Origin of the sequence: Wenzhouxiangella sp. XN79A, assembly GCF_012272825.1 — a bacterium.
GTDB lineage: Bacteria > Pseudomonadota > Gammaproteobacteria > Xanthomonadales > Wenzhouxiangellaceae.
In genome coordinates, this window is sequence record NZ_JAAWWS010000146.1 from 123,699 (window position 1) to 149,492 (window position 25,794).

A 25,794-nucleotide genomic window follows, 5' to 3' on the forward strand; every position below is an offset into this window, starting at 1 on the left:
TTGCTCCGAAAGCTTCTATGGTGCCGAAGTCGCGCGGGCACCCATGCGCCTGCTTCGACACGGGGTCACCGCCGACCGCGCCCGCTGTCCGATCAAGCGTCGCAGATCCGGTCTCTCCACTCGGCCACCGGAAGGAACCGCACCCCGACGCCCGTATAGGCCATGTTGATGAGAGCGGCCACCGCTTGCATGTTGGCGGCACTGACCTCGCCGAGCATGACGACGCCGGGCATGGGCGCAGCCATGGAGGCCGAACCCGCCGCGATACCAGCGAGAATGATCTTCGTGATCGCCAGCATGAACAGATAGATCAGACCGCCGAACAGCACGCTGGCTGCGAGGCAACAGACCAGGTCGAGACCGCTTTCATTCTCGTAGCAGCCGACCATGTTGTAGAGCACGAACATTCCGCCGATGATCAGCCCGAGCACCTTGATGTATTCGGCCGCGGCGACACCGCCGTAGCCGGCCGGCCCGAAGCCCATGGCGGCAACACTGCCGGTCTGCATATCGACCCGCCACCACGCCGACTCGGCCTGGGCCGAAGGCACCAGCAGTGCATAGCCGGCGGCAAGTTCGCGCTCGGCATGAGGTCGATAGGCATCGCGCACATGCGCTCGGACCTCGGCCGACGATGCTTCGCCCGGAAGAATCAGCTGAAGGTCACCGGCGTCCTGGAGATTCTCGAATGCGCTGCCGATCCGGGCGAACCGGTCCTTTCGGAGCACGTTGGCTTCCTGAACGGATTCATACACGCCCTGGCGAAGGGATGCGGCCGGCGCAGGAACGGCGCGTTCGCCATTCAGTACGTAAGACCGTCTCGAGTTCGAAAGAATGTCGACTTGTCGGAACGAGGTCACTTCATCGAGACGTTCTGCGACGCCTCGATTGAACGACACAAGCATCGGCTCATGCAGAAAGGTCACCTGTGTCGGCGAAATCCCGGAATTCGTGTTGGTCGCCGTCAGATACTCCATCCACAGCGTTTCGGGTAGCGGATCGAGCCCCTCCAGCGCCGAGAGCACCGATGCATTCGGGTCCTCGACGAACCGCTCCCGCAAGCGGTCGATAACGGACCTGCTCGTTGCTGCGGCCTCGATCAAGCGATCGGAGAGGAAATTCGGATTGGTCTGCCCGGTGACGACCGTGAGACTGCGCATCTGCATGAGACGGGCCCGGAGCTCACGCGACCAGGCGGCGGCCCCGTCGGCGTCGTCCGGGCGCGGACCGAGATCGGCTTCCGGCTCCACGATCGTGCGCTCGATCGTCTTGACTTCGCCGGAAGGGGCGATGGTCGAGTATTCGATCCACAGCTTGCCGAGCTTGAACGGGGTGGCGCTGTCCGCCCGCGCTTGGTCGCCAGCATCACCGCCAAGTGCCGACAGCGAGGTGACCGCCTCGACGCCAAGGTCCGAAACGGCCTTGACGAACTCTCCCTGCGCGGTCATCGCTTCCGGAGGCAGAACACGGCCATCGAGGGAAAACACGTTTTCCGAAGGAGCGGCCTGTTCACTGAAATAGGGCACGAACAGTTCGGCCCCGTCCAACGCATCGCTGATCTCGGCATTGCCATCGCCAGGCGCGCCCATGTATGGCACGAATGCGATGGTCAACGGGGTATAGGCCGCGTTCGCGGCAGGCCGCTCCCAGCGCGGAATCAAAGAATGGGTCTGCAGGGACCCCGCGGTTTCACTGCGCAGGAATACCTCGATGCGGACTCGATGCTGGAGCTCGACAGGGATCGAGTCACCGAAATAGCGCGTGGCGGTCACCTGCGGCGGCGTCGAATGTCCGAACGCAGGGTGAGCCTCGTTCCAGTCGTCCCCCGGGCCCAGACGGTATTCGGTCCAGAAGTAGGCTTCCGAATCTCCGGAGGCCGGGTCCGGAGCTCGGGACGGGGCGGCCTGACCCTCGAACAGCTTCTGCTCGAGCGCCGTCGACACACGGTCAACGAGCTCGGATTGCCGTTCGCGCTCCGAGGCCATCAGTCTGGCAAGTTCCGAAATCCCTTCCTGGTCTGCCAACGCCGGCGAGAACAACGCAACCACCCGAGCGAGGACGTCGTCTTCGGACTCGGCGAAGAGTTCCGGCCACTCGAATTCCGCGAACATGCCGGCCAGGAGCGCATTCATCGACTGGCGGCCGAGTGCACCCTCGACCACTCTCGCCTCGTAACCGGCATCGTTGAGCAGTTGCGCGAGCAGGACCGACTGGTCGAGCGAATTGCCTGCGCGCGCGATCAGCGTGCCATGCGCTGCGCGAAGCAGGCCGTCGTAATGCTGGTAGTGAATCTCCTCACTGACGAACCGGACGATGGACTCGGCGTCGAAGTCCAACGCAAAGACCGCCTCGTCGAGTTCGAACTGGGATTCATCGATTCGGGCGTGGACGCGCTCCAGCGCGTCGAACATCGCAGCCGCCGAGCGTTCCGCCGGCGTCGCGCCCGGTGGAGTGGACGACGCAGCCGATGCAACTGCCATCACGGAGTTCTGGACCGCCCAGCCCATCTGCGAATACAGGAGCAACAATGAAAGAAACCAGCAAGCAATCAGCTGAAACGGACGGGGTCGTTGGTTCATGCCGGGCACCTCGTGGAAACACAGCGGTCATGATCGGCTGCGCGCGGCAGGTCATGTCCGAAAGCCGACGGGCGAAATGCGTCGCGGGGCGTTCGCGGTGGGATCGGCGATGAAGTCATGATCAGAACGCATCTCCATTTTCGGGCGATCCGCCATTCGCTGACCGCGAACGAGCCGGGTTCCTTGGCGAATACGCATTTTTTCGGCAAACCGCGCAACCAACATCCGCACCGGATCCCGACAGTCGAAGCTCACGCCTTGCGACGCTCGGCACCAGCGCCGGGTGACGTCGCGGTTGATCACCCGAGCGTCGGACACGGGCCCGGCGGCGACCGTCCGGCCGGAACGAAGGGCCAGGCCCTCGAAGGCTCGTGAGCACATCGCGACCAGGAACACCGACCACGCAACGGTGCGGAGCCATGCGCAGGCTGGCCGCGCCGGACCTTCCCGGGACGTGTGCTTCGGCAAGCTCCGCCTCCGGCGCGGGCTTCAAGCGCGAGTCGATGGCGTATTCCAGAGTACGCGAAACGGCCGCAAACCGCGACAGCCAGGCGTTGAAGGGCGCTTGGCTGCAAGGCCTGTCTCGCCGGGAATGGCCGCGTCCTTTCCAGGCGACAGAACGCCGCAGATCAAAGCGCTCCGGCTCGCCAGACGGTACACAACGAGTGGCGGGGTACACTGGCCCGCAGTATTCATGAATGAGCTCGCGCCCTTGCTTGGTCCTTGTCCGCACAGCGAATCGTCCTCGCTCGGAAATACAGCAGGGTAGTCCGCTCGGTCGGAAAATCCCCTGTGCGAACGATTCCCGGCGCAATCATCGCGGCAATTCATGAATAACGCGGGCTAGAATGCAGCAGCGAACATCGCGGCTGCTGTCATGACCCTCCTGATCCTCTACCTCCTCCTCGCCATCGGCGTGTCGTTCCTGTGCTCGATCCTCGAGGCCGTGCTGCTGTCGATCACGCCGTCGCACATCGCGGTGATGAACGAGCAAGGGCACGCCTCGGGCAAGCTGCTGCGGCAGCTCAAGCGCGACATCGACCGGCCGCTGTCGGCCATCCTGACCGTGAACACCTTCGCCCATACCTTCGGTGCCGCCGGGGTCGGGGCGCAGGCGCAGATCGTGTTCGGCCAGGCCTGGCTGACGGTGATTTCGGCGGTGGTCACGCTGCTGATCCTGATCTTTTCCGAGATCATCCCGAAGACGCTGGGGGCGACTTACTGGAAGGCGCTGGCGCCGTTCACCGCGCATGCCTGCCGCTGGCTGATCGTACTGACCTGGCCGCTGGTGAAGATGTCGCAGTACATCACCCGGTTGCTGGGCAAGGGCAAGAAGGGTCCGACGGTGTCGCGCGAGGAGCTGCGGATGCTGGCCCAGGTCAGCCGCGACGAGGGCGTGCTCGACGAGGAAGAGGCCGGCATCTTCGTCAACCTGATCCGCTTCGGCGCGATCCGGGTCGAGGACATCATGACCCCACGGGTGGTGGTCGAGCGGTTCCAGCAGGACACCACCCTGGACGAGGCCAAGAACCGCGAAGGCGGGCTGCCGTTCTCGCGCTACCCGGTGTACGGCGCCGACGACGAGGACATTACCGGCTATGTGCTGAAGTCGGAGATCATGCTGGCGCTGGCCGAAGGCCAGGGCGGGACCCCGCTGAAAACGCTGAAGCGCGACGTGCTGTTCGTGCCGGAGTTCATCTCGCTCCGGGTGGTGTTCAGCCAGCTGCTGACCGAGCAGGAGCACTTCGCGGTGGTGGTCGACGAGTACGGCGGCTTCACCGGCCTGGTGACCATGGAAGACGTGCTCGAGACCCTGCTGGGCATGGAGATCGTCGACGAGAGCGACACCACCGAGAACCTGCGGCGCGTGGCCCGTGAGCGCTGGATGCAGCGGGCGAAGAAGATGGGCCTGGAGCTGCCGCACACCGTGGTGCCCGAAGGTGCCGACGATGTCCGGACGAAACCCGAGGACTGATCAGGCGCCGGGCCGCTCCTTCGGCCGCATGATCAGCGCGTAGAGCGCCGGCACGAACAGCAGGGTGATCGCGGTGCCGACGATGACCCCACCGATCAGCACATAGGCCAGCGGCCCCCAGAAACTGTCCAGCGTCAGCGGGACGAAGGCCAGCGCGGCGGCCAGCGCGGTCAGCACCACCGGCCGGGCGCGGCGCACGGCGGCCTCGACGATCGCCTCGAACGGCGGCATCCCGTCGGCCAGGTTGTCGCTGACCTGCTGGGTCAGGATCAGGGTGTTTCGCATCAGGATGCCGGCCAGGCCGATCAGGCCGAGCAGGGCGACGAAGCCGAACGGCTGGCCGAAGACCAGCAGCGCCAGCACCGCACCGATCAGGCCCAGCGGCGCGGTGGCCACGACCACGAACATGCCGGCGAAGGAGCGCATCTGCAGCATGATGAAGATCAGCATCAGCGCGACCATCAGCGGCATCAGCTTGTTGATCGAGGCGTCGGCCTTGCCGGACTGTTCGACCGAGCCGCCGATCTCGATCCGGTAGCCGCGCGGCAGCTCGGCGTTCAGCGCCTCGAGCTCGGCCCACAGCTCGGCGGTCACGTCGTTGGGCTGGGCGCCGGCGACATCGGCCTGGACCGAGACGAACGGCTGGCGGTTGTAGCGCTTGATCACCGGCGCTTCGAAGCGGACCTCGAGCCGGCCGAGCTGGGCCAGCGGGACCTTGCGGCCGTCCTCGGTCTTCAATTCCAGCCCCATCGGATCGACCGGGCCTTCCTCGACCATCCCGCGGACCCGCAGCTGGACGGTGCGGATGCCCTGGCGGATCGCGCCGACGGCCAGGCCGTGGCTCTGGAACTCCAGCTGCTCGGCCACGTCGCGCGGGGTCAGGCCGATCCGACGCAGGCGCTGGTCGTCCATCTCCAGGTAGGCCACCGGCGCGCGTTCGTTCCATTCCAGGTGCGGGTCGACCACGTCGGGATGGTCCTGCATCACATCGCGGACCCGGGCGGCGATGCGGCGCAGTCGGTCGGGATCGTCACCGATCACGCGGAACACCACCGGCCAGACCACCGGCGGCCCGTAGAGCAGCTGCGAGACGCGCACCCGCGCCTCCGGGAATTCGCCGGATTCGATGTGCGCGTTCAATTGCGCCATGACCCGGTCGCGCGCCTCGGCGTCGTCGGTCACCGCGACGACCTTGGCGAAGGCCGGGTCGGGCTGCTCGGGGTTGGCCGAGATGAAGAAGCGCGGCGCGCCGGCGCCGATCCAGGCCGACAGCGACCGGACCTCGTCCATGTCCTCGAGCAGGGCCTCGACCTTGCGGGCCGTCGCATCGGTGGTGGCGATCGAACTGCCCTGCGGCATGAATACGCTGACCATGACTTCGGGCCGATCGGAGCCGGGGAAGAACTGCTTGGCCACCGGGCCGGCCATGCCGAGCACCGAGAGCACCAGCAGACCGACGGTGGCCAGCGCGACCAGGCCGCGCCGGCGCACGCAGAACTCGATCAAGCGGCGCAGCCGCGCGTAGACCGGGGTGTCGTACATGGCCTCTGCGCTGGCGTGCCCGCCGGCGGCCTTGCGAGTCAGCAGCGCCGCGCCGAGGTACGGGGTGAAGGTCACCGCGACCAGCCACGAGATCAGCAGCGCGAAGGCCAGCACCCAGAAGATGCCGCCGGCGTACTCGCCGACACCGGACCGGGCGAACCCGATCGGCACGAAGCCGGCCACGGTGACCAGCGTACCGAACAGCATCGGCGCGGCGGTGGCGCGCCAGGCGAAGGCCGCGGCGTCGATCCGCTCCAGCCCCTCGCCGATCTTGACCAGCATCATCTCGATGGCGATGATCGCGTCGTCGACCAGCAGGCCCAGCCCGATGATCAGCGCACCGAGGGTGATCCGGTCGAGGTTCATGCCCACGGCCTGCATCAGCAGGAAGGTCAGACCCAGCGTGACCGGTACGGCGATGCCGACGATCAGTCCGGCGCGGAAACCGATCGCCAGGAAGCTGACCCCCATCACCACCAGCACCGCGATCAGGAACTTCAGCTGGAACAGGTTGACCGCCTTGGCGATTGCCTCGGCCTGGTTGGTCAGCACCGAAAGCTCCATGCCCAGCGGCAGGCGGGCCCGCTCGTCGGCGACGAAGGCCGCCAGCCGGTCGCCGAGCTCCAGGCCGTTGACGCCCTGGCCCATGACCACGCCGAGGACCAGCGCATCGTCGCCGTCGGCGCGGACCCGGAACGACGGCGGATCCTCGTAGCCGTGGCGGACCCGGGCGATGTCGCCGAGCGTGATCTGCCGGTCGCCGGCGGCCAGTGGAATGGCCCGGATGTCGTCGAGATCGTCGAGGTCGTTGTCCAGCCGCAGATGGATGCGCGGCCCGGCGGTCTCGACCTGGCCGGCCGGCGCCATCCGGTTCCAGGCATCCAGGGCATCGAAGATCTGCTGCTTCGACAGGCCGAGGTTGACCAGGCGGGCGTTGTCGAATTCGACGTAGACCCGCTGCGGGCGTTCACCGATCAGCAGCGCCTTGTTGACGCCCTCGACCTGGTCGAGCCGATCGCGGATGTCCTCGGCCACCCGGGTCAGGTCGCGCATCGGCAGGCCCGGCGCGGTCAGCGCCAGCAACTGGAAATAGACATCGGAGAAGTCGTCGTTGACGATCGGACCGATCACCCCGGCCGGCAGCCGGTCCTGTTCGTCCCACATCCGCTTGCGCACCTCGTAGAACAGCTGCGGCAGCCGATCGCTGTGGGTGTAGTCGTGGAACTCGACCTGCAGGTCGGCCCGCCCGGGCCGGATCGAGGTCTCGATGCGGTAGAGGTTCTCGACTTCCTGGATCCGCTTCTCGAGCCGATCGACGACCTGGTCCTGCAGCTCCTCGACCGTGGCCCCCGGCCACTCGGCCGAGACGACCATGACCCGCACCGTGAACGAGGGATCCTCGGCGCGGCCCAGGGCCATGAAGGCGTAGACGCCGCCGAGGATGGACAGCAGCAGGAAGAACAGCGTGACCGACCGTTGCTCCACGGCGATCCGCGACAGGTTCGGCAGGCGGCTCACGGCGTTTCGACCGCCAGCGGTTTCACCGGCATGCCGGACTCGAGCAGATGGGTACCGAGGGCGATGACCTCGGCATCCGGCGGCAGGTCGGCCAGGATCCGCGCCGATTCCGGATCGAGGTCGATCAGCGTGACCTGGAACGGCCGGGCCCGACCGTCGACGATGCGCCAGACCTGCGGGCCTTCGCCGCGCTCGTTGATCGCACCGATCGGCACCTGCAGCATCGGCGGACCGTCGAGGTCGAGATTCAGGTCGACGCGTACCACCGCACCCAGGCGCGGCTCGGCCGCGGCGTCACCGTCTTCGAGATCCTCGATCCGGTAGCGGGCCGGCCAGGTCCGGGTGACCGGGTCGGCCGCGCCGGCGACTTCACGCAGGACCAGCCCACGGCCCCGGCCGGGCCCGCCGACGATGCGACCGGAGACCGGCTCGCCGACGGCTTCCGGCAGCTGGACCGCGATCTCGCGCGGCCCGTCCAGGGCCAGCAGCGCCACCGGTGCGCCGGCGGCCACCACCTGGCCCGGCTCGGCCTGCACCTCGATCACGGTGCCGGCGTCGGGGGCCTGCAGGGTGGCGTAGTCCAGCGCGTTCTCGGCCTGTTCGAGACGGGCACGGGCCGCCTGGACCCGCTCGCGAGCGCTGGCCTCGGCCAGCTCGACGCGCTCGAAGACCTGCGCGGAAATGAACTCCCGCTCGAGCAGATCGCGGTTGCGGCGGGTCTCGGCCGCAGCGGTGGCCAGCTCGGCCTCGGCCGCGTCGAGATCGGCCCGGGCCACCCGCGCGGCCTGCTCGAAATCGCGCGGGTCGAGGGTGAACAGGACCTCGCCGGCCGCCACCCGTTGACCGGCATCGACCCGGCGCTGCTGGACCCGGCCGGTGACCTGGAAGGCCAGCGGGGTTTCGAACCGGGCCTGGACGGTGCCGGAGACCTGCGCGCCGCGCCGCGTGACCGACTCGACCGGTGCGGTCAGCACCCAGCGGGCGTCCGTGGTGCCGGCGCCATCCGGTTCGGGCGATTCGCCGCAACCGACCAGCAGCAGCGCGGCGAGCAGCGCGGGCAGCAGCGGCCGGAGCATCGGACAGGCATTCCGGCTTGGCGTTGACAGACGCACGGCGACCACCCAGACTATTGTTGAACGGAGCCGTATCGTAATTCATCGATGTCGAAGAATGTGCAGCGCAACGTCGGCCGCCCGGTCGATCCGGACAAGGACCGCGACATCCTCGCGGCCGGCCGCGCACTGCTGTTCGGGGCCGGGCCCGAAGCGGTGACGATGGAGGCGGTGGCGCGCGAGGCCGGCGTGGCCAAGCCGACGCTGTACCGGCGCTATGCCAATCGGGACGAGTTGATCGCGGCGGTCGCCACCGCCGAGGCCGAGCGCATGGCCGGCCGGTTCCGGCTGGTGCCGGGCAGCGCCGACGATCTGAAACAGGCGCTGGTCGAGTTCGGCTGCGACCTGACCGGGTTCCTGCTCAGCGCCGAGCACCTGAACTACGTCCAGGCGCTCGGGGCCTCGGCGCAGGTGCCGCAGTCGACCCGCGATTCGATCTATCGGCACGGACCGCGCGGCACGCAGGCCCGCCTGGCCGACTGGCTGGCCCGGGCCGCCGATCGCGATCTGCTCGACTGCCCGGACGCCGACTACAGCGCCGAGCAGTTCCTCGGCATGCTGATGGGGCTGGACCTGGTGCGTACGCTGTATCGAGTGCCGCTGCTGCGCGACGCCGACGCGCTCCACACCCGCGTTCGACGCCTGGTGTCGGACTTCCTCCGGCTCCACGCGGCGAGCTGAACCGGGCGGCGTCCGGCGGCATTCATCGCAACGCCGCCGGACCCGGTTCGTGCCGACCGCGGCTACGGCAGGACGGGCGAGGCCTCGAAGCCGTCGGCGAACACACCGATCCGCACTTCGATCTCGTCGAGATCGTTGCTGCCGTTCAGGTCGAGGTTGAACCCCGACGGCACCAGCGCGGCAACGTACTGGAACACCGCATCGACGCTGGTATCGACCAGATCCTGGTTGACCGAGATCAGCACCACCTCGCCGGGCTGCATGTCGCTGATGTCGGTCGTCACATCGCCCGTACCCGAGCTCGGCGAACAGCTCACGCCCGGGTCCGGCGAACAGCTCCAGCTGCGATTGGTGACCGCGCCGACGGTCACGTCATCGAACACCGAGATCTCGCCGAAGGCGGTTTCCGGACCGTTGTTGGTCACCCGCAGCGTATAGCCGACCGAGGTCTGCCCGGCATCGACGAACAGGTCCGGGTCGACGATCTCGACGCCGAGATCGGCCGAGCGCGGGCTGAACTGGGCCTCGTAGGCGCCGAGGTCGAAGTCGCCGAAGCTGGTCGGATCGGGAATGGAACCCGGTCCGGTCCAGGCCAGACCGCGGTCGTTGCCGTCGATATCCGGAAACAGCGGCGGGAAGACGTCATCGCAGTAATCGATGGCCGCCGAGCGATCGGTCAACCGGTAGTCGCGCCCCGGGCGGTCGCGGAACGGCACCATGCCTTCGAAATAGGCAAAGACGTTATCTGCGTTCAGATCGGCCTGGGGCCGACTGCCGATGACGCAATCGACGCTCGCGGTATTGGTGCCGTCCCCGGCCTTGATGAACCAGCTGTTGGAGTCGACCAGCGACGACCGGATGGCGAGATCGGCGGTCTGCCCGGGGAACGAGGACAGTCGGGCCAGCGCCACCGGGTTATCCGCGATGGTGCTGAACAGGATCTCGGCGTCGGCGTTGGTTTCGACCTTGAACAGGAAGCCGCCGTCGTTGTCGTGGACCACCGAGCCCTCCATCCGGAACTCGGTCGGCGCGCCGGTGTAGAGGCTGGAATTGGCGATGTTGGCCGCCGCGCCGCCGGAGGGGCCGGTGGTGTTGTTGCGAACCACGGTGCGACTGACCGTCAGGCGGCTTTCACCGCGGGCGGAGAACGCACCGCCGCCCAGGGCATCGTTGCCCTCGAACACCGAACACGGCGGCCGGCTCAGCACGCCGCCGCCCGAGACCGGCGCTTCGCAGGCGCCGCTGTTCAGCGGCCGCTCGATCTCGATGACCCCGCCCGAGTTCGCCCGGACGCCGCCACCGAAAAGATCGGCGCTGTTGCTGATCACATAGGCGTCGACCAGACTCAGCGACGAATCCGTGCCGATCACGTGCGCCCCACCGCCCGAACCTGCCGCGGAGTTGCCGGACAGCAGGGCCGCCTCTTCGGCATCGCCGAAGCCGCTGAATTCCAGCGCCGACAGCGTGGCCACCGCGCCGTTTTCCAGGTACAGGCCACCGCCGTCGCCCGACGCATTGTTGCCGATGATGCCGCCGGTCGGGAAGATCAGCACGATCGGCCCGCCGGCATACAGGAAGACATTGCGGCAGGCATCCAGCGCGACGCCACCGCCGTTGACGGCCTCGTTGCCGAGGACCAGCGTCGTGCCCAGCCTGAGCAGGGTTGCGGTTCCGACCTGATGGGTCGTCCGGCAGTGGATGCCGCCGCCGTCGCCGGCCGCGGTGTTGTTCAGCACGGCGCTGTCGTTGTCGAGCGTGGCCAGGGCGCCGGTCCCGTCGCGGTCGCCGGTGGTGATGATGCGCAGCCCGGCGCCGTTTTCGTTCGCACCGGTCCGGGCGTTATCGGAAATCTGAACGTTGCGGAAATTCACCAGCAGACGACCCGGGCGGCCTTCCACGTTGACGCCGCCGGAACTGAAACCGCTGCCGCCGCCGCCGCGGATCACCCAGTTCTCGATGTTGACCGTGCGGACCGGGTCGCCGACACCGGCCGGGTAGTAGATGTCCATGCCGAGCCCGGCGCCGCCGCGGTCGATCGTCGACCGGCCGGTCGGCGTGGTGCTGCTGCAGTCGGGAAAGCCGCCGATCAGGTCGACGCCGCGCGAGAGGATGCTGACCTGCGCGGTGTAGGTCCCGGTCATCACGCGGACTTCCCCGCCATCGACCTGGCCGACGATGCCTGCCGTGATGGTCGTGAAATCGCAATCGGGATCCGGCCCGACCGTCACGGGCAGGGCGCCGCGCGCCGACGGTGTCCGGTGGACCGGGTCCTCGACATCGACAGGTGCGGCAAGGATCGGCAGGGACAGCCCTACCATGCTGGCAGCGAGCAGGCCGTGGAAGTAACGCATGTGGATTCACGCCGGAATGGATTCGCGTCTAGGTACGCAATCGGCTGGCAGAACCGGACATGGGCGTTCGTCCCGCCCGCGGCATCAACCCTTGCCGCTCGACGCGGCGACGGGCGCATCCAGCGCGTCGAGGAACTCGTCGGCCGCCATCGGATGGCCGTACAGGAAGCCCTGGGCGAACTCGCAGCCTTCGCGGATCAGTAACGCGCTCTGGGCTTCGGTCTCGACGCCTTCGGCGATCACCGACATGCCCAGCGCCTGGCCGAGACGGATCGCCGAGACGACCAGCTGCAGGTCGGCCTTGTCGCTCTCGACGCCCTGGACGAAGCGACGATCGATCTTGAGCACGTCGAAGGGATAGTCGCGCAGGTAGCCCAGCGACGAGAACCCCGTGCCGAAGTCGTCCATGACGATCCCGACGCCGTGGTCACGCAGCGTTCGGAGCGTGCGCATCACCGAATCGGCACCGCTGAGCAGCACGCCTTCGGTGATCTCGATGCTGACCGAGGTCGGCGACAGGCCGAAGGTGTCGAGCGCCACCAGCAGGTTCTCGGCCAGCGATTCCTCGCGGAACTGGCGCGGCGAAACATTGATCGACAGGCGCATGTCGGCATGCCCTGCTTCGTGCCAGCGCGAGAGCTGGCGCAGGCCGTTGCGGATCACGAAGTCGCCGACCGCCTCGATCAGCCCGACATGCTCGGCCAGCGGGATGAACTCGGCCGGCGACACCGGGCCGAGCCGCGGATGCGTCCAGCGCAGCAGCGCCTCGGCCCCGACCGTGCAGCCATCGCGCACCCGCACGACCGGCTGATAGACCAGGTTCAGCTCGCCGCGATCGATCGCCACGCGCAGCGACTCCTCGATCTCGAGCTGGCGCGAAATGTCTTCGTTCATCGCCGCGGTGAAGAACTGGAAGCCGTTCCGGCCTTCGCCCTTGGCGTGGTACATCGCGGTATCGGCGTTGCGCATCAGCTCGTCGGCGGTCCGTCCGTCCTGCGGATAGACCGCGATGCCGATGGAGATGGTCAGCATCATTTCCCGACCGTCGAGGTCGAAGGGCTGGCGGAATGCCTGCAGCAGCGTGTTGGCCACCGTCACCAGGCGTCGTTCGTCGGCCGATTCGCCGAGCAGGATCAGGAATTCGTCGCCGCCGATGCGGGCCACCGTGTCGTCCTCGCGCAGCTGGCCGACCAGGCGTTCGGCCGCCAGCTTCAGGATACGGTCGCCGACCGCGTGGCCCAGCGTGTCGTTGATCTTCTTGAAGTGATCCAGGTCGAGGAACAGCATCGACGCCGCGCGCCTCGTGCGGTGAGCATGATGCAGCACGTGATCGAGGCGGTCCAGCGCCAGCACGCGATTGGGCAGGCCGGTCAGGCTGTCGTAGTGAGCCAGTCGGAACAGTTCCTCGGCATCCCGCTTGCGGTCGGTGATGTCCTGCGCGAAGCCGCGCAGCCAGGGCGTGCCGTCGTCGTGATGGAACAGGTCGGCATGCACCTTGACCCAGCGGATCTCGCCATTGTCGGGTCGCACGATCCGGTGTTCGATGCTGTACGGGCGGCCGCTCTCGACGGTCTCGGCGAGCGCCGCCTCGACCCGTCCGCGCTCGGCGGCCGGGGTGAGCTCGAGCACCTGGCGGCGGGTCAGCGGCCCGCTGCCGACCCCGGTGACGTTGCGCCACTCTTCGGAGGCTCCGAAACGTTCCGAGCCGACCTCCCATTGCCAGCTGCCCATCCCGGCCAGCGCTTCGGCGTGTCGGCGCAGCGACTCGCTCGAGCGCAGCCGGGCCTCGACCTCGGCGCGGTGGATCGCGGCCCCGACCAGGTCGCCGAGAACCTGCAGCAGCGAGACCTCGCGATCGGTCCAGGCCCGCGGCCGGCGGACCGAGTCGAACCCGACCAGACCGATCAACCGCTCGCTGGCGACGACCGGCAGACAGATCAGTGACTGGATGTCCTCGGACTGGAACAGCGCCTTCTCGACCGCCCAGTCGGCGCCGAGTTCGGCGACCCGGGAAATCAGCACCGCTTCGTGCCGGCCGAGCTGCTCCATGACCCGCGGGATCTCGCTGGTCGGCACCTGCTGCAGGTTGCCGATCTCGCCGCTGATGCCCGGCGCCACCCATTCATGGGAGTTGGAGAAGGTGCTGCGATCGGCCGAGAACCGGATCAGGTAGGCCCGGTCGACGTCGCACCAGCGGCCGACCCGCTCCAGCGTGGTGTCGAGCACCCGGTCCAGGGCACGCTCGTCGGCCTGCATGAATTCGCGCGAGGCCTCGACCATCAGGCGCTGCAGACCGGCCCCGTACTCGATGCGCCGCTGGGCCAGGTGCTGCTCGGTGACGTCGAGCATCGCACCGACCAGCCGGACGCGCCCATCGTCGTTTTCGACCACCTTGACCGAATCGCGCACCCAGACCACAGAATCGTCACTGGCCATCATCCGGTATTCGACGGTATGCGAACGCCGCGCCCGGCCCTCGCGTCGGCAATAGGCCACCACCCAGTCCCGATCCTCGGGGTGGATGTGGTCGGCCCAGAAACGCGGGTTGGCCATCCAGCTCTCGGGGCGGTAGCCGAGCACCGTCTCGACTTCCGGGCTGACGTAGGCGAAGCCGTCGAGGTCGGCATCGGCCTCCCAGAGCACGGCGGTGGTCGATTCGACCAGGGTCCGGTACATCGCCTGCTCGTGGATCTGACGCGCCGCCTCGTCGCCCTGCTCGAGCCGTTGACGGACCCGATACAGCGTTTCGCGCGACAGCCGGATGCTCATCGCCATCAACGCCAGCAGATAGACCGCGATCAGTGCGACCCAGGGCATCGGATCGACGTCCTCGAACTGGGCGAAGCGGACCAGGAAGGGCCCGAGCACGGCCGCCAGGAACAACCAGGCGATCGGCCAGCTGGCCGCGAGGTTGATGACGCCGCCGGCCGCCAGCCCGGCGACCGCGAACATCAGGAAGACCTGTTCCGGTCCGGCGCCGGACCGGTAGAAGACCCAGGCCGTGGCGCCCCAGACCAGGCCGGCCAGCAGGGTCAGGCCGGCGAACACCGCCAGCCAGCGCTCCGGGTGACTGCGATGCTCCCGGTTGCGACGGATCCAGGCCAGGGCGATGAGCCGTAGCAGCGACACGCCGACGAACGCGCCGGTCCAGCCCAGCAACAGGGTCTGCGGTCGGCTCGGAAGATGGATGTAGAGCAGCAGGGCAACCACCAGCACACCCAGCACCACCGAGGTCGGAATGCTGGCGTAGAGCGCCCGGGCCTGTTCGATGCGAGCGCGATGCTCGAGCGAAGGCCGGGCCGGTTCCGAACGCTGGGTCACGTGCGAGTCTCCGGGTCTCCGGGCGACCACGATCCGACGCGAGCGATCGCCCGACGCGCGCGGTCCCCTCTTTCCGGGCAGTGTACCGCGCCGCTCTCGCCGCGGCACGCAGAACACGGCGTGCGGACCCGAACCGGGCCGACAGCTTCCGGTCAACGCGCTCTCGCCACCCTCGTAGAATGATGCGATGCCTCTGCACCCCCGGAATGACGCCGACCCCCGCCACCTCGGCGTGGCCATCCTGGGCGCCGGGTTCGGCGGTCTTGCCATGGCCGTCGAACTCCAGCGACGCGGCGTGACCGATTTCCGCATCTTCGAGGCGGCCGACGGCGTCGGCGGCACCTGGTGGGTGAATCGCTACCCGGGCTGCGCCTGCGACGTGCCGGCCCACCTGTACTCGTTGTCGTTCGCGCCGAACCCGGACTGGTCGCGGCGGTTCGCGCCGCGCGACGAGATCCAGGCCTACCTCGAACGCGTCGTCGGCGAGCGCGGGCTGGCCGAGCGGATCGAACTCGGCTGCCGCGTCGAGCAGGCTCGCTGGGACGCCGCGGCCGGGCACTGGCGGATCGAGGATGCGCACGGTCGCGACTGGACGGCCGATGTGCTGGTCTCGGCCATCGGCGGCCTGTCGCGACCGGCCTGGCCGGACCTGCCCGGACTTCATCGCTTCGCCGGGCAGGTGATCCATTCGCAGCAGTGGCCGGACGACCTGGCCGTCGAAGGCCGGCGCGTTGCGCTGGTCGGCACCGGCGCCACCGCCGCGCAGATCGTGCCCGAGATCGCGTCGGCGGCTGCGCAGCTGGTCGTCTACCAGCGCTCGCCGAACTGGATCCTGCCGCGGCCCGACGGGCCGATCCGGCCGTGGCAGCAGGCGCTCTACCGCCGCGCGCCGTGGCTGCAGAAGCTCGTCCGGCTGTCGATCTGGGCCGGCTCGGAGCTTCGCGTGCCGGGCCTGACCTGGAGCAATCGGCTGGCCGCCGGGCACCGCGCGCTGGCGCTGTGGCACCTGAAACGCCAGGTGCCGGATCCCGTGCTGAGAAAACAGCTCGTGCCGGATTTCGCGATCGGCTGCCGCCGGGTCCTGCGCTCCAGCGACTACTACCCGGCCCTGATGCGCGACAACGTCGAGCTGGTGACCTCACCGATTCGAGCGATCGAGGCCGACGGCGTCGTCACCACCGACGGCCTGCGGCGCCCGGCCGACCTGCTGGTGCTTGCGACCGGGTTCCGGGCCACCTCACCGGTGCCCGAGGGCCTGCTGATCGGCCGCGACGGCATCGACCTGGCCACCGCCTGGGCCGAGGCCGGCCCGGAGGCCTGGCGCGGCGTGGCGGTTCACGGCTTTCCGAACCTGTTCCTGCTGATGGGGCCGAACACCGCGCTGGGCCACAACTCGGTGGTCTACATGATCGAGTCGCAGGCCCGCTTCGTGGCCGACGCGGTGGTCGAACTGAACGCGCGCGGCGCGACCGCCGAGGTGCGCGCCGCCGCCCAGCGCCAGGACAACGAGCGCCTGCAGCGGAAACTCGCCGGCAGCGTCTGGAACGCCGGCGGCTGCCGCAGCTGGTACCTGCACCCGGCCTCGGGCCGCAACGCGACGCTGTGGCCCGGCTTCACCCTGAGCTACCGCAACCGGCTTCGACGGTTCCTGCCCGAGGCCTTCGAGCTGAGCCCGGCGCCGCGCGGCGACGCCGGAACCGGGCCCTGACGCGTCAGGGCGTGTCGGTGACCTCGTGGAGGATCGTCGAGTAGGTCGCCGGGCGGTTCGACGCGTCGTAGCGTCCGAGGATGTGGTACGTCCTGCCGGCCTCGGCGTCGATCTCGATGGTGTTGTAGCCCTCGGTCTCGCGGCGCTCCGGCCGGCGAAATCCCAGGCCCTGCGGATCGATCACCTTCATCCGCACGGTGATCTCGTAGCTGCCCGGTTCGATCCACAGCCAATCGCGGTCGCCGACGATCATCTGGCCGTCGATGGCGATGAAGCTGACTTCGTACAGGTCGCTGCCGGGAAACCCGGGCGAGCCGATCAGCTGGGCGGCGTCGGGGCCGGGGTCGGTCAGCGGCAAGGCCTGGACAGGCGCCTGGGCCAGCAGCATCGCGCCGGCGAGCAGCGCGGTGAGCGTCGTGGTGAGTTTCGTGGTGGCTGTACGTGGCTTCATGCTCATTCTCCTGGTTCCGGGGTGCGGTCGGATCGTCCGACCACGGGGACTCGACGGGCCTGCAGCGAACCGGGACCTACGGCGTATCGTAGACCCGGTGCAGCACGGTGATGTAGCGGGTCGGCTCGCGATCGTCGATGTACTGCTGCAGGATCTGGTAGCTCTTGCCGGCCTCGGCGACGATCTCGATGGTGTTGTAGTCGGTGTCGCGACGCTGGCGCGGATTGCGCCAGTCCATGCCCGGCGGCCGACGCACCCTGGAGCGGACCGTGACCTGGTAGCGGCCGGGTTCGATCCACAGAGCGTCGCGATCGCCGACGAGGTTGCGGCCGTCGATCATGATGAACGTGACTTCGTACAGTTCATTGGCCGGGTAACCGGGAAAGCCGACCAGCTGGGCGGCGTCCGGGCCTGGCCGGGTCAGCGGCAGCGCGTGGACGGGCTGGGTCGCCAGCAACAGCAGCGCGGCCAGCACAGCGATGCGAGCCATCGTTCCGAACCGGTTGGTTCCGGACCTTGTGGTCATTGCGGTTCTCCTTGCAGTCGAGGTCGGGCAGTTCGAGGATGGACGCGGGCCGTCCGGAGGTCGATGGGCGCGACCTGAAATGTGTCTGAAATCGGCGGGATGTGCCGCATGGCGTCCTATCGGGCCAGGATCCCGGGCCAGTGCCGCGCCAGGTCGTCGGCCAGCGCAGCGGCGACCTCGCCGACCGGAATCGCCGGACCGGTCCGGCCGTCCACCGTCGCGGTCCAGGCGACCTCGCCGCGCGGTAGCCGCAGCAACCGGGCCTCGACCCGCCAGCCGGCCTCCCCGGAGTTCGTCCCAACGATCAGGCTGCCCTCGAGGATCAGCGACGCATCCAGTTCGCGGGCAACGAACCCGGCCCGGGCCCGTCCGCTCAGATCGGCCCCGATCGAGGTCCGGCCGAGCAGCACGACGCCGTCGAGCTCGGCCTGCCACAGCGCGGCCAGCAGCGTGTCGGCGAGCACCAGGTCCAGGTTGTCCGGCCCGACATCGCCCAGCAGCTCGAACGGCACCACCGCCAGGCGCGGACTCGACTCGGGCCCCGGGTCGGGCGCGAACGCCGACCACAGCACCACCGTGACCAGCCACAGCCCGGTGAAGATCGCGATGACCGTCGGCAGCCGACGCGCGACCGGATCGCGGGCCGGCGGCGCATCGCCGGCGGCCCGGCCGGGTTCGATCGAAGCATGAAAGCGATAGCCGCGCCGCGGCACGGTCTCGAGCAGTTCGTCCGACGCGCCGAGCGAGCGCAGCGCCTGGCGCAGCTCCTTGATCAGCGCCGCCAGCCCGGCTTCGAAATCGACCACGCGATCCTCGCCCCAGACCGCAGCGCACAGGGTCGGGCGATCGAGCACCTCGCCCGGCCGGTCGAGAAAGGTCTCGAGCAGCCGCGCGAGCTGCGGGCGCAGCGTCAGCGGCTCACCGCCGACCGCGCGCAAGGTGCCGTCGGCCGAGTCGTAGCGCAAGCCTTCGAATTCGGTGATGGCCATCGAGTGTCCCGCGTTCAAGCGACCGGCCCATTGTCGCCGGATCGGCCGGCCGCGCCATGGAATCCGCCTGAATCTTCCCTGAAATCCGATCGAGATGCGAACCGAAGCCACCAGCCGGGTCCACTACACTGGCCGGCATGCTCGCTCGCATCGCCCCGCCGCTGTTCATCGCCCTGGCCGTCAGCTACTGGCTGACGCTGTTCCTGCCGGCCTGGCCCGGCGAACCCGTGCACAAGGCCTTGCCGATGCTGCTGGCCGCCTGGACGCTGGCCGCCGCGCTGCCGCGCCGGACCGGCCTGCCGCTGGCGCTGGGCTTCGTGTTCGCCGCTGCCGGCGATGCGTTCCTGGCGGTCGACCGGCAGGCCCTGTTGATTCAGGCCCTGGCCAGTTTCCTGGTTACCCAGCTGGCCTACTCGGTCGCGTTCGTGCACCGGGCCGCCCCGCTGCACGAGCGGCTCGTGGCGCGGCTGGCAGCGATCGCGTTCGGCGCCGCGATGCTGGCCTGGATGTGGCCCGGTCTGGACGAATTCCGCCTGCCGGTCACCGCCTACGTCGCCGTGCTGGCCCTGATGACGGTGCTCGCCGCCGGCGTCGGCGATCGGCTGGGGCGGGTGTTCGCCGGCGCCGCGCTGTTCATGCTGGCCGATTCGCTGATCGGCGTGAACCGCTTCGTCGGCGAGTTCGCGCATTCCGAACGCATCATCGTGGCGATCTACACCACCGGCCAGTACCTGATCTTCACCGGCGCGCTGCGCGTCTTCGGTCGCCCGGCCGCTGCCACCGATCCGCGAGGAGCCCCGTCATGACCCGACCCGTCCTGTTCGCTGTCTGCCTCGGCGGCCGCGCGCCCGGCTGCAACATCGAGCTGCACGACGTGGTGTTTGCCGCCGGCGCGTCCATCGAGGACATCCATCCGCAGCTGCTCGATCGCTGGTTCGGCAACCCCGAACGCGTTCACGTCGACGCCTGGGCGCGGGTCGAGACGGTGCCCGGATACCGGGTGCAGCTGAAGCGCGAAGCGCCCGACCGCGGACCGCGGCTGTATTTCGTCAACATCGGCGCCTATGCGCCCGGCGAGCTGCTGGAGCGCCATGCCTACGCGCTGTATGCCGGCGATTCGGCCGGGGCGGTCAAGACCCGGGCCAAGGCCGAGCTGCTCGCGGGCCGCGACGAAGTGCACCGCGACGATCTCTACGATGTCGACGACCTGCTCGCCGTCGAGGCCGTCGACGGCTGGCACGTGCACCTGGAGCCCGACCCGGACGCCGGGCCGCCGGAGGTCAGCAACGGCTATTTCCCGATTCCGCGCGCGACCGTGGCGGCCTGGCTCGAAGCACGCCGCCGGGACTGACGGCGACGACCGGCCCTTGACGCGCAGCGCGCATGCTCTCGGCATGACGCTTCGTTCACTTCTTCTGCTTCCCCTGGTCTCGATCGTGATGGCAACCGCTTCGGAATCCGCGCAGGCCGGCGATCGCCTGCTCGACGACTTCTCGCGCGACGACGGCCGGTCGACGCTCGGCCCGGCCTGGTCGGGGTTCACCGACCGGGTCATGGGCGGCCGATCGGGCCTGCAGGCCGGCCATGTCGAGACCGAGGAAGGTCCGGCGCTGCGCATGCGCGGAACCGTCCGGCTGGACAACAACGGCGGCTTCGTCCAGGTGCGGTTGCCGCTGGTCGTCGACGGCGAGCCGCTCGATGCGTCCGGCGCGGCCGGCTTCATCGTCGAGGCGCGTGGCGCGCCGGGGCCCTACTACCTGCACCTGCGCACCCCCGACTCCCGCCGGCCCTGGGCCTATTTCCGCGCCCCCTTGCCGGTGACCGATCAGTGGCAGCGCATCGACGTCGCGCTGACCGACTTCGAGCCGGTCTCGACCCGCGCCCGGCTCGATGCGTCGCGCCTGATCTCGATCGGCCTGGTCGCCTACGGCGAGGAATTCGAGGCCGACCTCGAGGTCCGCCGGCTGGCGCTCAAGGGGGCGGCTGACAGCGCGGACAACGATACAGCCGGCGACCGCTGACCTCGACCTTCTCGATGACCCCGTCGCAGGCGAAGCAGGCCTGGTCGGCGCGCGAGAACACGTAGTGCCGGTAGTCGCGGCGCGCCCAACCCGATCGCTTCAGGGCCTCGGCCCGGTCCGGGTCGTTGGTGATGCCGCCGGTCTCGACCGAGCGCCACATCAGGGTGTGGACGGCCTCGGCCAGCGCTTCGAGCCGGTGGTCGTCGAGGTCCATCGGCCGATGCCCCGGCGACAGACAGGCCATGAACAGGATCTCGGAGCGCAGGTAGTTGCCGACCCCGGCCAGGAACCCCTGGTCGAGCAGCAGGTGCCCCAACTGCCGGCGACGGAACCCGGCGCGCCCGATCCACTGCGCGATGGTCTCCACCGACGCATCGCTGGACAGCACGTCCAGGCCGACGCGATCGAGAAAGGGATGCGTCGCGCCGGGCTCGACCCACTCGATCTCCGAGGCGCTGTAGAGCAGCGCCGATCGCTGCTCGGTCGACAGCACCAACCGCAACTGCCGTGCGGTGTCCGGCCGCCGATCGGGGGCGGAGAACATCCAGCGGCCGTACAGCTGGTTGTGGGTGTAGACCCGCGCCCCGTCGTCGAACACCAGCATCAGCGCCTTGCCCAGCGTGGTGACCCTCGGCGGCGGACCCCCGACCCGCCCGACGAGCCGCCGATCGACCGCATCGAACGCGCACCGGGCCTCGATCAGCGGTGCGCGGCCCAGCGCGCGCTGGATGCGGCGGGCAACGCGGAACAGTTCGGGGCCTTCGGGCATCGACGTGATCGCTAACGGACAGCGCCGGATGCTAGCCTGCAGGCATGCGAATTGCCGTCAAGCTGCTGATCCTGGTGCTGGCCTGCGCGACCCCGCTCGGTCCAGCTGCCGTGTCCATGGCGTTCGACCCCGCCGAGATCGCGGACTGGGACGAGCGCCGCTTCGAAGGCGAGACGTCGTACGAAATCGTGTCACCCGACGCGGCCGGCGCCGAGCACGCCGCGCTGCGCGCCGACTGCCGCGACGGCACGGCCTCGGGTCGGCTGCTGGAACGGGAGTTCGACCTGGCCGCCGCGCCGATCCTCGAATGGCGCTGGCGGGTCGAGGCGCTCTACGACGGGCTCGACGAACGCAGCAAGGCCGGCGACGACTACCCGGCCCGGGTCTACGTGGTCGCCCGCCGCTGGCCGGCGTTCCGCTCGCGGGCGATCAACTACGTCTGGAGCGGCCACCAGCCGGTCGGCTCGACCTGGCCGAACGCGTTTTCCGAGGCCTTCGTGATGGTCGCGGTGCGATCGGGCCACGAGCGGCTCGGCGAATGGGTCACCGAGCGGCGCGACGTCCGGGCCGATTTCCTGCGCCTGCACGACCTGGATCTCGACACCGTCGATGCGCTGGCGATCATGACCGACTGCGACAACGCCGGGCAGTCGACCACGGCCTTCTACGGCCCGATCCGCTGGCGCTCGGTCGAGGCCGAGTGAGGCAGCTCAGCCGTCGCGCCGCGCCAGCGCCGCCCAGCCGACGGCCAGCCAGGCCAGCATCAGCGTGGTGCCGCCGAACGGCGTGACGAAGGTCAGGCCGTCGATGCCGGTCAGCGCCGCGGCGTAGATGCTGAAGCTGAACAGCACGGTGCCGGCGATGAACAGCCAGCCGGCGATCGCCAATCGACGAGTCCCCTTGGCCGGCAGCTCGATCCAGGTCGCCAGCGACACCGCCAGCGCGGCCAGCGCGCCGACCTGGTGATAGCGGATCGCGGTCATCACCCAGCGCCAGGTTTCCTCGTCGAGACCCGGACGCAGCGCGTGTTCGGCCGCCGCGCCGATGGCCACGGACAGGAAGCCCAGCAGGGCGGCAACGAGCAGCAATCGATTCATGGTGCGAAGACCCGGTGTTGCGTTGGATCGCAGTATCGCGCGGCGGGATGAGCCGGGCGCCAACGGGACCCGGTGCTGTCAGCGGAACGCGCTGCGGAAGATCACCTCGAAGCGGTCCTGGAAATAGCCGTCGAACTGGTTCATCACCAGCCCGTCGTAGCCCTCGGCATTGAGGTGGAAGCAGTCGTCGCCGCCCAGGCGCAGCGACTCCACGGGACTGGGCAGCGCGAGGTCGCCCGGCGGCGTGAGCTGCCCCGGCGGAATGCCGTCGGACGGAAAGCCGAACCGGGCCTGCATCAGGCCGAGATGGCTGACGTGGAACACCCGGGGATGGGCCGCGGCCAGCGCCGCCATGGCCTGCTCGAAGTCGGTCGACGCGGTATTCAGCTGCAGCGGGTCGGGCTGGCCGAGGTCGTTCCACAGCGGTGCACAGACGAACAGGCCGATCACGCCGCCGAGCGTGTCGACGAAGTTCGGGTAGTCGTAGAAGCTCAGCAACACCTCGACGTCCGGACGCTCGGTCAGGATGGTCTCGACGATGCTTGCCAGGTCGGCGCGGACGGACTCGACCAGCGCGCCCTGCTGGACCGGCGTCAGTCCGGTGTTCCAGGCATTCAGGAAATCGTTGCCGCCCAGCGTGAGCTGGACCACGTCGACATCACCGCGCAGCGCCAGCTCGTCGGACAGCACCTGCAGCCGGGCAGGCTGGACCCAGTCGGCGGCGGTGGTGCCCGACTCGGTGGTCGCGGCGCCGTAGATCGACACGTTGCCGAAGCCGAGCACGCCCAAGGCCAGCGCGTGGGCCTGGTCGTCCCACTGCTGCTCGGCCCAGGAATCGCCGACCAGCAGCAGGCCGTCGACGGCGCGGGCGGTGCCGCTGGCGGTCACGACGACCAGCGCCAGGCACAGCAGACCGGACCGGATTGCATTGCTCATGCGAACTCCAACTGCGGAGGAAGGAACGCTCGATCGTACCCGACCGGCCGGGCACCGGCATTGCTTCCCGGAAGTCAAGACATCGAGACCATCCCGTGGGTGTCCCGGATTGGTCCCACGGATTGGTCCCGCAACGCACGCTGTCGTTCGATCGCGACGCGGCGCGCGACGACGCCGGAATCGTCGCTCACCGCCGGCAGCTCGAACGGCCCATCGCGCAGTTCGACGCCCGGATCGAGGTCCTCGATCGGTGGGGGATTCCCGATCCGCGCCAAGGACGGACATCCCGGTTGTCGGACTACCGGAATGGGGTCTTGTTTTCTTGCGCGCGCTGCAGGTTCGATGGTGGCTCCCGAGGTCGGTCCGGGTTCCTCGGCGAGATCGGTGGCTGCCTCCTCGAGCGCTGCGGCGACTGCTTCGAGCCTGTCGTCGGCCTCCGTGTCTTCGGCCTCTTCGACCGGGCCGGCATCGATGGCTTCAGCCGCCCTCGAAGCGCACCATGTGCTTGATCTCGTCGGTCTTGAAGCCGAGCAGCATCGGGCGGATTGCGCCGGGCAGCACAGCGACGTCGAACAGTTCCTGGACCACGCCCTCGATGCGCATGTGGTGCAGCAGGTCGCCGGTGTCGAGGTCGACCACGACCAGGCCGCAGCGCGGTTCGGCGTTGCGTTTCGCCAGCGCTTCATCCAGCGCCAGGCCCTGGAAGGAGTCACTGCGCGGCTTCGAAAGCCCGATCAACGCGTAGCGGCCGTGGAAGGCCAGCCCGCGGGCGAAGCCGGGTACGAAGCACAGCGGTTCGAAGGTGCCGGTCTTCAGATCGACATGACCGAACTCGCCGGTGCCCGAGTTCAGCAGCCACAATTTCTTGCGATACCAGCGCGGCGAGTGCGGCATCGAAAGTCCTTCGCAGACCACCTCGTTGCTGCGCACGTCCATCACCAGGCCGCCGTCGGTGCGGTGGTCGCGCCAGCCCTCGGCCACGTCGCTCTTGCTGATCATCGTCACCCAGGCCGGCTCGCCCTCGAACATCGCCAGCCCGTTCAGGTGGCAGCGATCCTCCGGCGCCAGGCGGGAGATGAAGGGCGGTTTCCACACCACCTCGAAGTTGCTGGACACCGAGGGCCGGGCCAGGCAGCTGAACAGCGTGTTGACGAAGATCGGGTTTCCACTGCCGTCGATGCCGATGTCGTGGGCATCGACGTCGCCGGTGGTATGCCCGACATGGGGAACGAACAGCCGGTCGTAGCCCTGGTAGTCCTGGCCCGGGTCGAGCACGTTGTTGAACCGCCACAGCTGGTACTGGCTGGCGAGGTACATGCGCTGGTCGCGGGCCGCCAGGCCCATGCATCGTGCGAAGGTCCGCTCGGCGATGCTGATGCCCTGGTCACCGTGGCCAATGAAGAACACCTTGCCGGCCTGGTAGGTCGAAAACGCGATGCTGGCGTTGAAGCCGCTCAACCAGCTCTCGAACTGGCGCGAGAAATTGAGCTTGAACGGCGGCGGGTTCTGGGCGGTCGCGGGTTCGGTCATGGGGCTCGGGCTACGGGTCGGTGAAGACGTCACCATGGTCGATCGAATCATGCCGGGACGATGCAATCGCTCCCGGCGAGCATCCGCCGGCGTTGGAGCGCCGGCCTGAACGGTCGGGGCGCTACTCGGTCTCGAACCCGTCGATGAACAGACCCACCGGGTCCGTATCGGTCGCGCTGTTGTCGGCCGGGTTGATGTCGGTCTGGCCGGCGGCCAGCGTGATCGTCGCCGTGTTGCTGACCGAGTCCGGCTCCATTGCGGTGACCGTCGCAGTGAACTCGTAGACCAGGCTGGCGCCGGCCGGCAGGTCGACGTTCTCGCTGATGCCGCCGCTACCGCTCGGATTCGTGCAGACCGCGCCGCCGAAGGCAGTGCAGGTCCAGGTCGCCCCGGTCACGCCGGTCGGCACGGGGTCGCTCAGCGTCGCACCGGCAATGTCGGCGGCGCCGACGTTGGCGACATCGATGAGCCAGGTGGTCGGCAGGCCGTTGTCGACAAAGGCCGCGCCGTTGCTCTTGCTGACCGCCACGTCCGTCGAGCTTCGCCCGAACACCACGTAGCTGCGGCCCGAACTGCTGCCGTTCGGGTCGGCGCCGAAGGCCCCGATGACCACGTCATCGATGCCGTCGCCGTTGACATCGCCGGCGGCGCTGACCGACCACCCGGCGTAGTCACCGGCCGCTTCGCC

General features: G+C 68.8%; 21 protein-coding genes and 1 pseudogene. 7 read left to right on the forward strand and 15 right to left on the reverse strand.

Annotation, left to right across the window (positions count from 1 at the left end):
* Nucleotides 1-92 precede the first annotated feature (92 nt).
* Both HFP89_RS08470 and HFP89_RS08475 read right to left on the reverse strand, forming a co-directional pair.
* A complete protein-coding gene (locus HFP89_RS08470) occupies nucleotides 93-2,579 on the reverse strand; it encodes a hypothetical protein (RefSeq protein WP_168717222.1) in 2,487 nt (828 codons plus the stop codon).
* Between the two features lie 51 nt (nucleotides 2,580-2,630).
* Nucleotides 2,631-3,047, reverse strand: coding sequence for a hypothetical protein (locus tag HFP89_RS08475; RefSeq protein ID WP_168717223.1), 417 nt, complete (start codon nucleotides 3,045-3,047; stop codon nucleotides 2,631-2,633).
* 409 nt (nucleotides 3,048-3,456) lie between these two features.
* On the opposite strand from HFP89_RS08475, the gene HFP89_RS08480 reads away from it, so the two are divergent.
* A complete protein-coding gene (locus tag HFP89_RS08480; protein WP_168717224.1) occupies nucleotides 3,457-4,554 on the forward strand; it encodes a hemolysin family protein in 1,098 nt (365 codons plus the stop codon).
* On the opposite strand, the gene HFP89_RS08485 is transcribed toward HFP89_RS08480, so the two are convergent.
* On the reverse strand, nucleotides 4,555-7,614 hold the full coding sequence (locus tag HFP89_RS08485; protein WP_346775216.1) for an efflux RND transporter permease subunit: 3,060 nt from the start codon (nucleotides 7,612-7,614) through the stop codon (nucleotides 4,555-4,557).
* On the reverse strand, nucleotides 7,611-8,690 hold the full coding sequence (locus HFP89_RS08490; protein WP_168717225.1) for an efflux RND transporter periplasmic adaptor subunit: 1,080 nt from the start codon (nucleotides 8,688-8,690) through the stop codon (nucleotides 7,611-7,613). Before HFP89_RS08490 ends, HFP89_RS08485 begins: the two co-directional genes overlap by 4 nt.
* 84 nt (nucleotides 8,691-8,774) lie before the next feature.
* Between HFP89_RS08490 and HFP89_RS08495 the strand changes: the two genes are divergently transcribed.
* Nucleotides 8,775-9,407 carry a TetR/AcrR family transcriptional regulator gene (locus HFP89_RS08495; RefSeq protein WP_168717226.1) on the forward strand — a complete coding sequence of 211 codons (633 nt, stop codon included), beginning with the start codon at nucleotides 8,775-8,777 and terminating at the stop codon, nucleotides 9,405-9,407.
* Nucleotides 9,408-9,469: 62 nt separating this feature from the next.
* Here HFP89_RS08495 and HFP89_RS08500 read toward each other — a convergent pair whose 3' ends face one another.
* Nucleotides 9,470-11,758, reverse strand: coding sequence for a hypothetical protein (locus HFP89_RS08500; RefSeq protein ID WP_168717227.1), 2,289 nt, complete (start codon nucleotides 11,756-11,758; stop codon nucleotides 9,470-9,472).
* Between the two features lie 84 nt (nucleotides 11,759-11,842).
* On the reverse strand, nucleotides 11,843-15,079 hold the full coding sequence (locus tag HFP89_RS08505) for an EAL domain-containing protein (RefSeq protein ID WP_168717228.1): 3,237 nt from the start codon (nucleotides 15,077-15,079) through the stop codon (nucleotides 11,843-11,845).
* Between the two features lie 187 nt (nucleotides 15,080-15,266).
* Here HFP89_RS08505 and HFP89_RS08510 point away from each other — a divergent pair, with 187 nt between their 5' ends.
* The gene (locus HFP89_RS08510) at nucleotides 15,267-16,787 is read left to right on the forward strand and encodes an NAD(P)/FAD-dependent oxidoreductase (protein WP_168717229.1); all 1,521 of its coding nucleotides are present in this window, start codon (nucleotides 15,267-15,269) and stop codon (nucleotides 16,785-16,787) included.
* Between the two features lie 4 nt (nucleotides 16,788-16,791).
* On the opposite strand, the gene HFP89_RS08515 is transcribed toward HFP89_RS08510, so the two are convergent.
* The 3 genes from HFP89_RS08515 to HFP89_RS08525 all read right to left on the reverse strand — a co-directional run bounded on the left by HFP89_RS08515 (nucleotide 16,792) and on the right by HFP89_RS08525 (nucleotide 18,753).
* Nucleotides 16,792-17,238 (reverse strand): hypothetical protein, encoded by a 447-nt coding sequence (locus HFP89_RS08515; RefSeq protein WP_168717230.1) that lies wholly within the window; start codon nucleotides 17,236-17,238, stop codon nucleotides 16,792-16,794.
* Between the two features lie 76 nt (nucleotides 17,239-17,314).
* Nucleotides 17,315-17,728 carry a hypothetical protein gene (locus HFP89_RS08520; protein WP_168717231.1) on the reverse strand — a complete coding sequence of 138 codons (414 nt, stop codon included), beginning with the start codon at nucleotides 17,726-17,728 and terminating at the stop codon, nucleotides 17,315-17,317.
* 152 nt (nucleotides 17,729-17,880) lie between these two features.
* Complete coding sequence (locus tag HFP89_RS08525) at nucleotides 17,881-18,753, reverse strand: winged helix-turn-helix domain-containing protein (protein ID WP_168717232.1); 873 nt, start codon at nucleotides 18,751-18,753, stop codon at nucleotides 17,881-17,883.
* A 137-nt stretch (nucleotides 18,754-18,890) separates the two neighbouring features.
* Between HFP89_RS08525 and HFP89_RS08530 the strand changes: the two genes are divergently transcribed.
* From HFP89_RS08530 to HFP89_RS08540, 3 genes are read left to right on the forward strand one after another with little or no spacing between them, the layout of a single operon-like run.
* The gene (locus tag HFP89_RS08530; RefSeq protein WP_168717233.1) at nucleotides 18,891-19,559 is read left to right on the forward strand and encodes a lysoplasmalogenase; all 669 of its coding nucleotides are present in this window, start codon (nucleotides 18,891-18,893) and stop codon (nucleotides 19,557-19,559) included.
* A complete protein-coding gene (locus HFP89_RS08535; protein WP_168717234.1) occupies nucleotides 19,556-20,104 on the forward strand; it encodes a DUF1543 domain-containing protein in 549 nt (182 codons plus the stop codon). Before HFP89_RS08530 ends, HFP89_RS08535 begins: the two co-directional genes overlap by 4 nt.
* Before the next feature lie 43 nt (nucleotides 20,105-20,147).
* The gene (locus HFP89_RS08540) at nucleotides 20,148-20,774 is read left to right on the forward strand and encodes a CIA30 family protein (protein ID WP_168717235.1); all 627 of its coding nucleotides are present in this window, start codon (nucleotides 20,148-20,150) and stop codon (nucleotides 20,772-20,774) included.
* Here the strand turns inward: HFP89_RS08540 and nei are convergent.
* The gene (gene nei, locus HFP89_RS08545; RefSeq protein ID WP_168717236.1) at nucleotides 20,725-21,543 is read right to left on the reverse strand and encodes an endonuclease VIII; all 819 of its coding nucleotides are present in this window, start codon (nucleotides 21,541-21,543) and stop codon (nucleotides 20,725-20,727) included. The two genes, HFP89_RS08540 and nei, sit on opposite strands and share 50 nt — an antisense overlap.
* 44 nt (nucleotides 21,544-21,587) lie before the next feature.
* Here nei and HFP89_RS08550 point away from each other — a divergent pair, with 44 nt between their 5' ends.
* Nucleotides 21,588-22,247, forward strand: a complete 660-nt coding sequence (locus HFP89_RS08550; RefSeq protein WP_168717237.1) for a DUF3047 domain-containing protein — start codon at nucleotides 21,588-21,590, stop codon at nucleotides 22,245-22,247.
* A 6-nt stretch (nucleotides 22,248-22,253) separates the two neighbouring features.
* Here HFP89_RS08550 and HFP89_RS08555 read toward each other — a convergent pair whose 3' ends face one another.
* The 5 genes and pseudogenes from HFP89_RS08555 to HFP89_RS08575 all read right to left on the reverse strand — a co-directional run.
* Nucleotides 22,254-22,640 carry a DUF423 domain-containing protein gene (locus tag HFP89_RS08555; RefSeq protein ID WP_168717238.1) on the reverse strand — a complete coding sequence of 129 codons (387 nt, stop codon included), beginning with the start codon at nucleotides 22,638-22,640 and terminating at the stop codon, nucleotides 22,254-22,256.
* Nucleotides 22,641-22,718: 78 nt separating this feature from the next.
* Nucleotides 22,719-23,576, reverse strand: coding sequence for a GDSL-type esterase/lipase family protein (locus tag HFP89_RS08560; RefSeq protein WP_168717239.1), 858 nt, complete (start codon nucleotides 23,574-23,576; stop codon nucleotides 22,719-22,721).
* Nucleotides 23,577-23,650: 74 nt separating this feature from the next.
* Nucleotides 23,651-23,851 carry a hypothetical protein gene (locus HFP89_RS08565; RefSeq protein WP_168717240.1) on the reverse strand — a complete coding sequence of 67 codons (201 nt, stop codon included), beginning with the start codon at nucleotides 23,849-23,851 and terminating at the stop codon, nucleotides 23,651-23,653.
* A 202-nt stretch (nucleotides 23,852-24,053) separates the two neighbouring features.
* The gene (locus HFP89_RS08570; RefSeq protein WP_168717241.1) at nucleotides 24,054-25,106 is read right to left on the reverse strand and encodes a TIGR03032 family protein; all 1,053 of its coding nucleotides are present in this window, start codon (nucleotides 25,104-25,106) and stop codon (nucleotides 24,054-24,056) included.
* A 121-nt stretch (nucleotides 25,107-25,227) separates the two neighbouring features.
* A pseudogene (locus HFP89_RS08575) lies at nucleotides 25,228-25,794 on the reverse strand (DUF11 domain-containing protein); the annotation flags it as partial.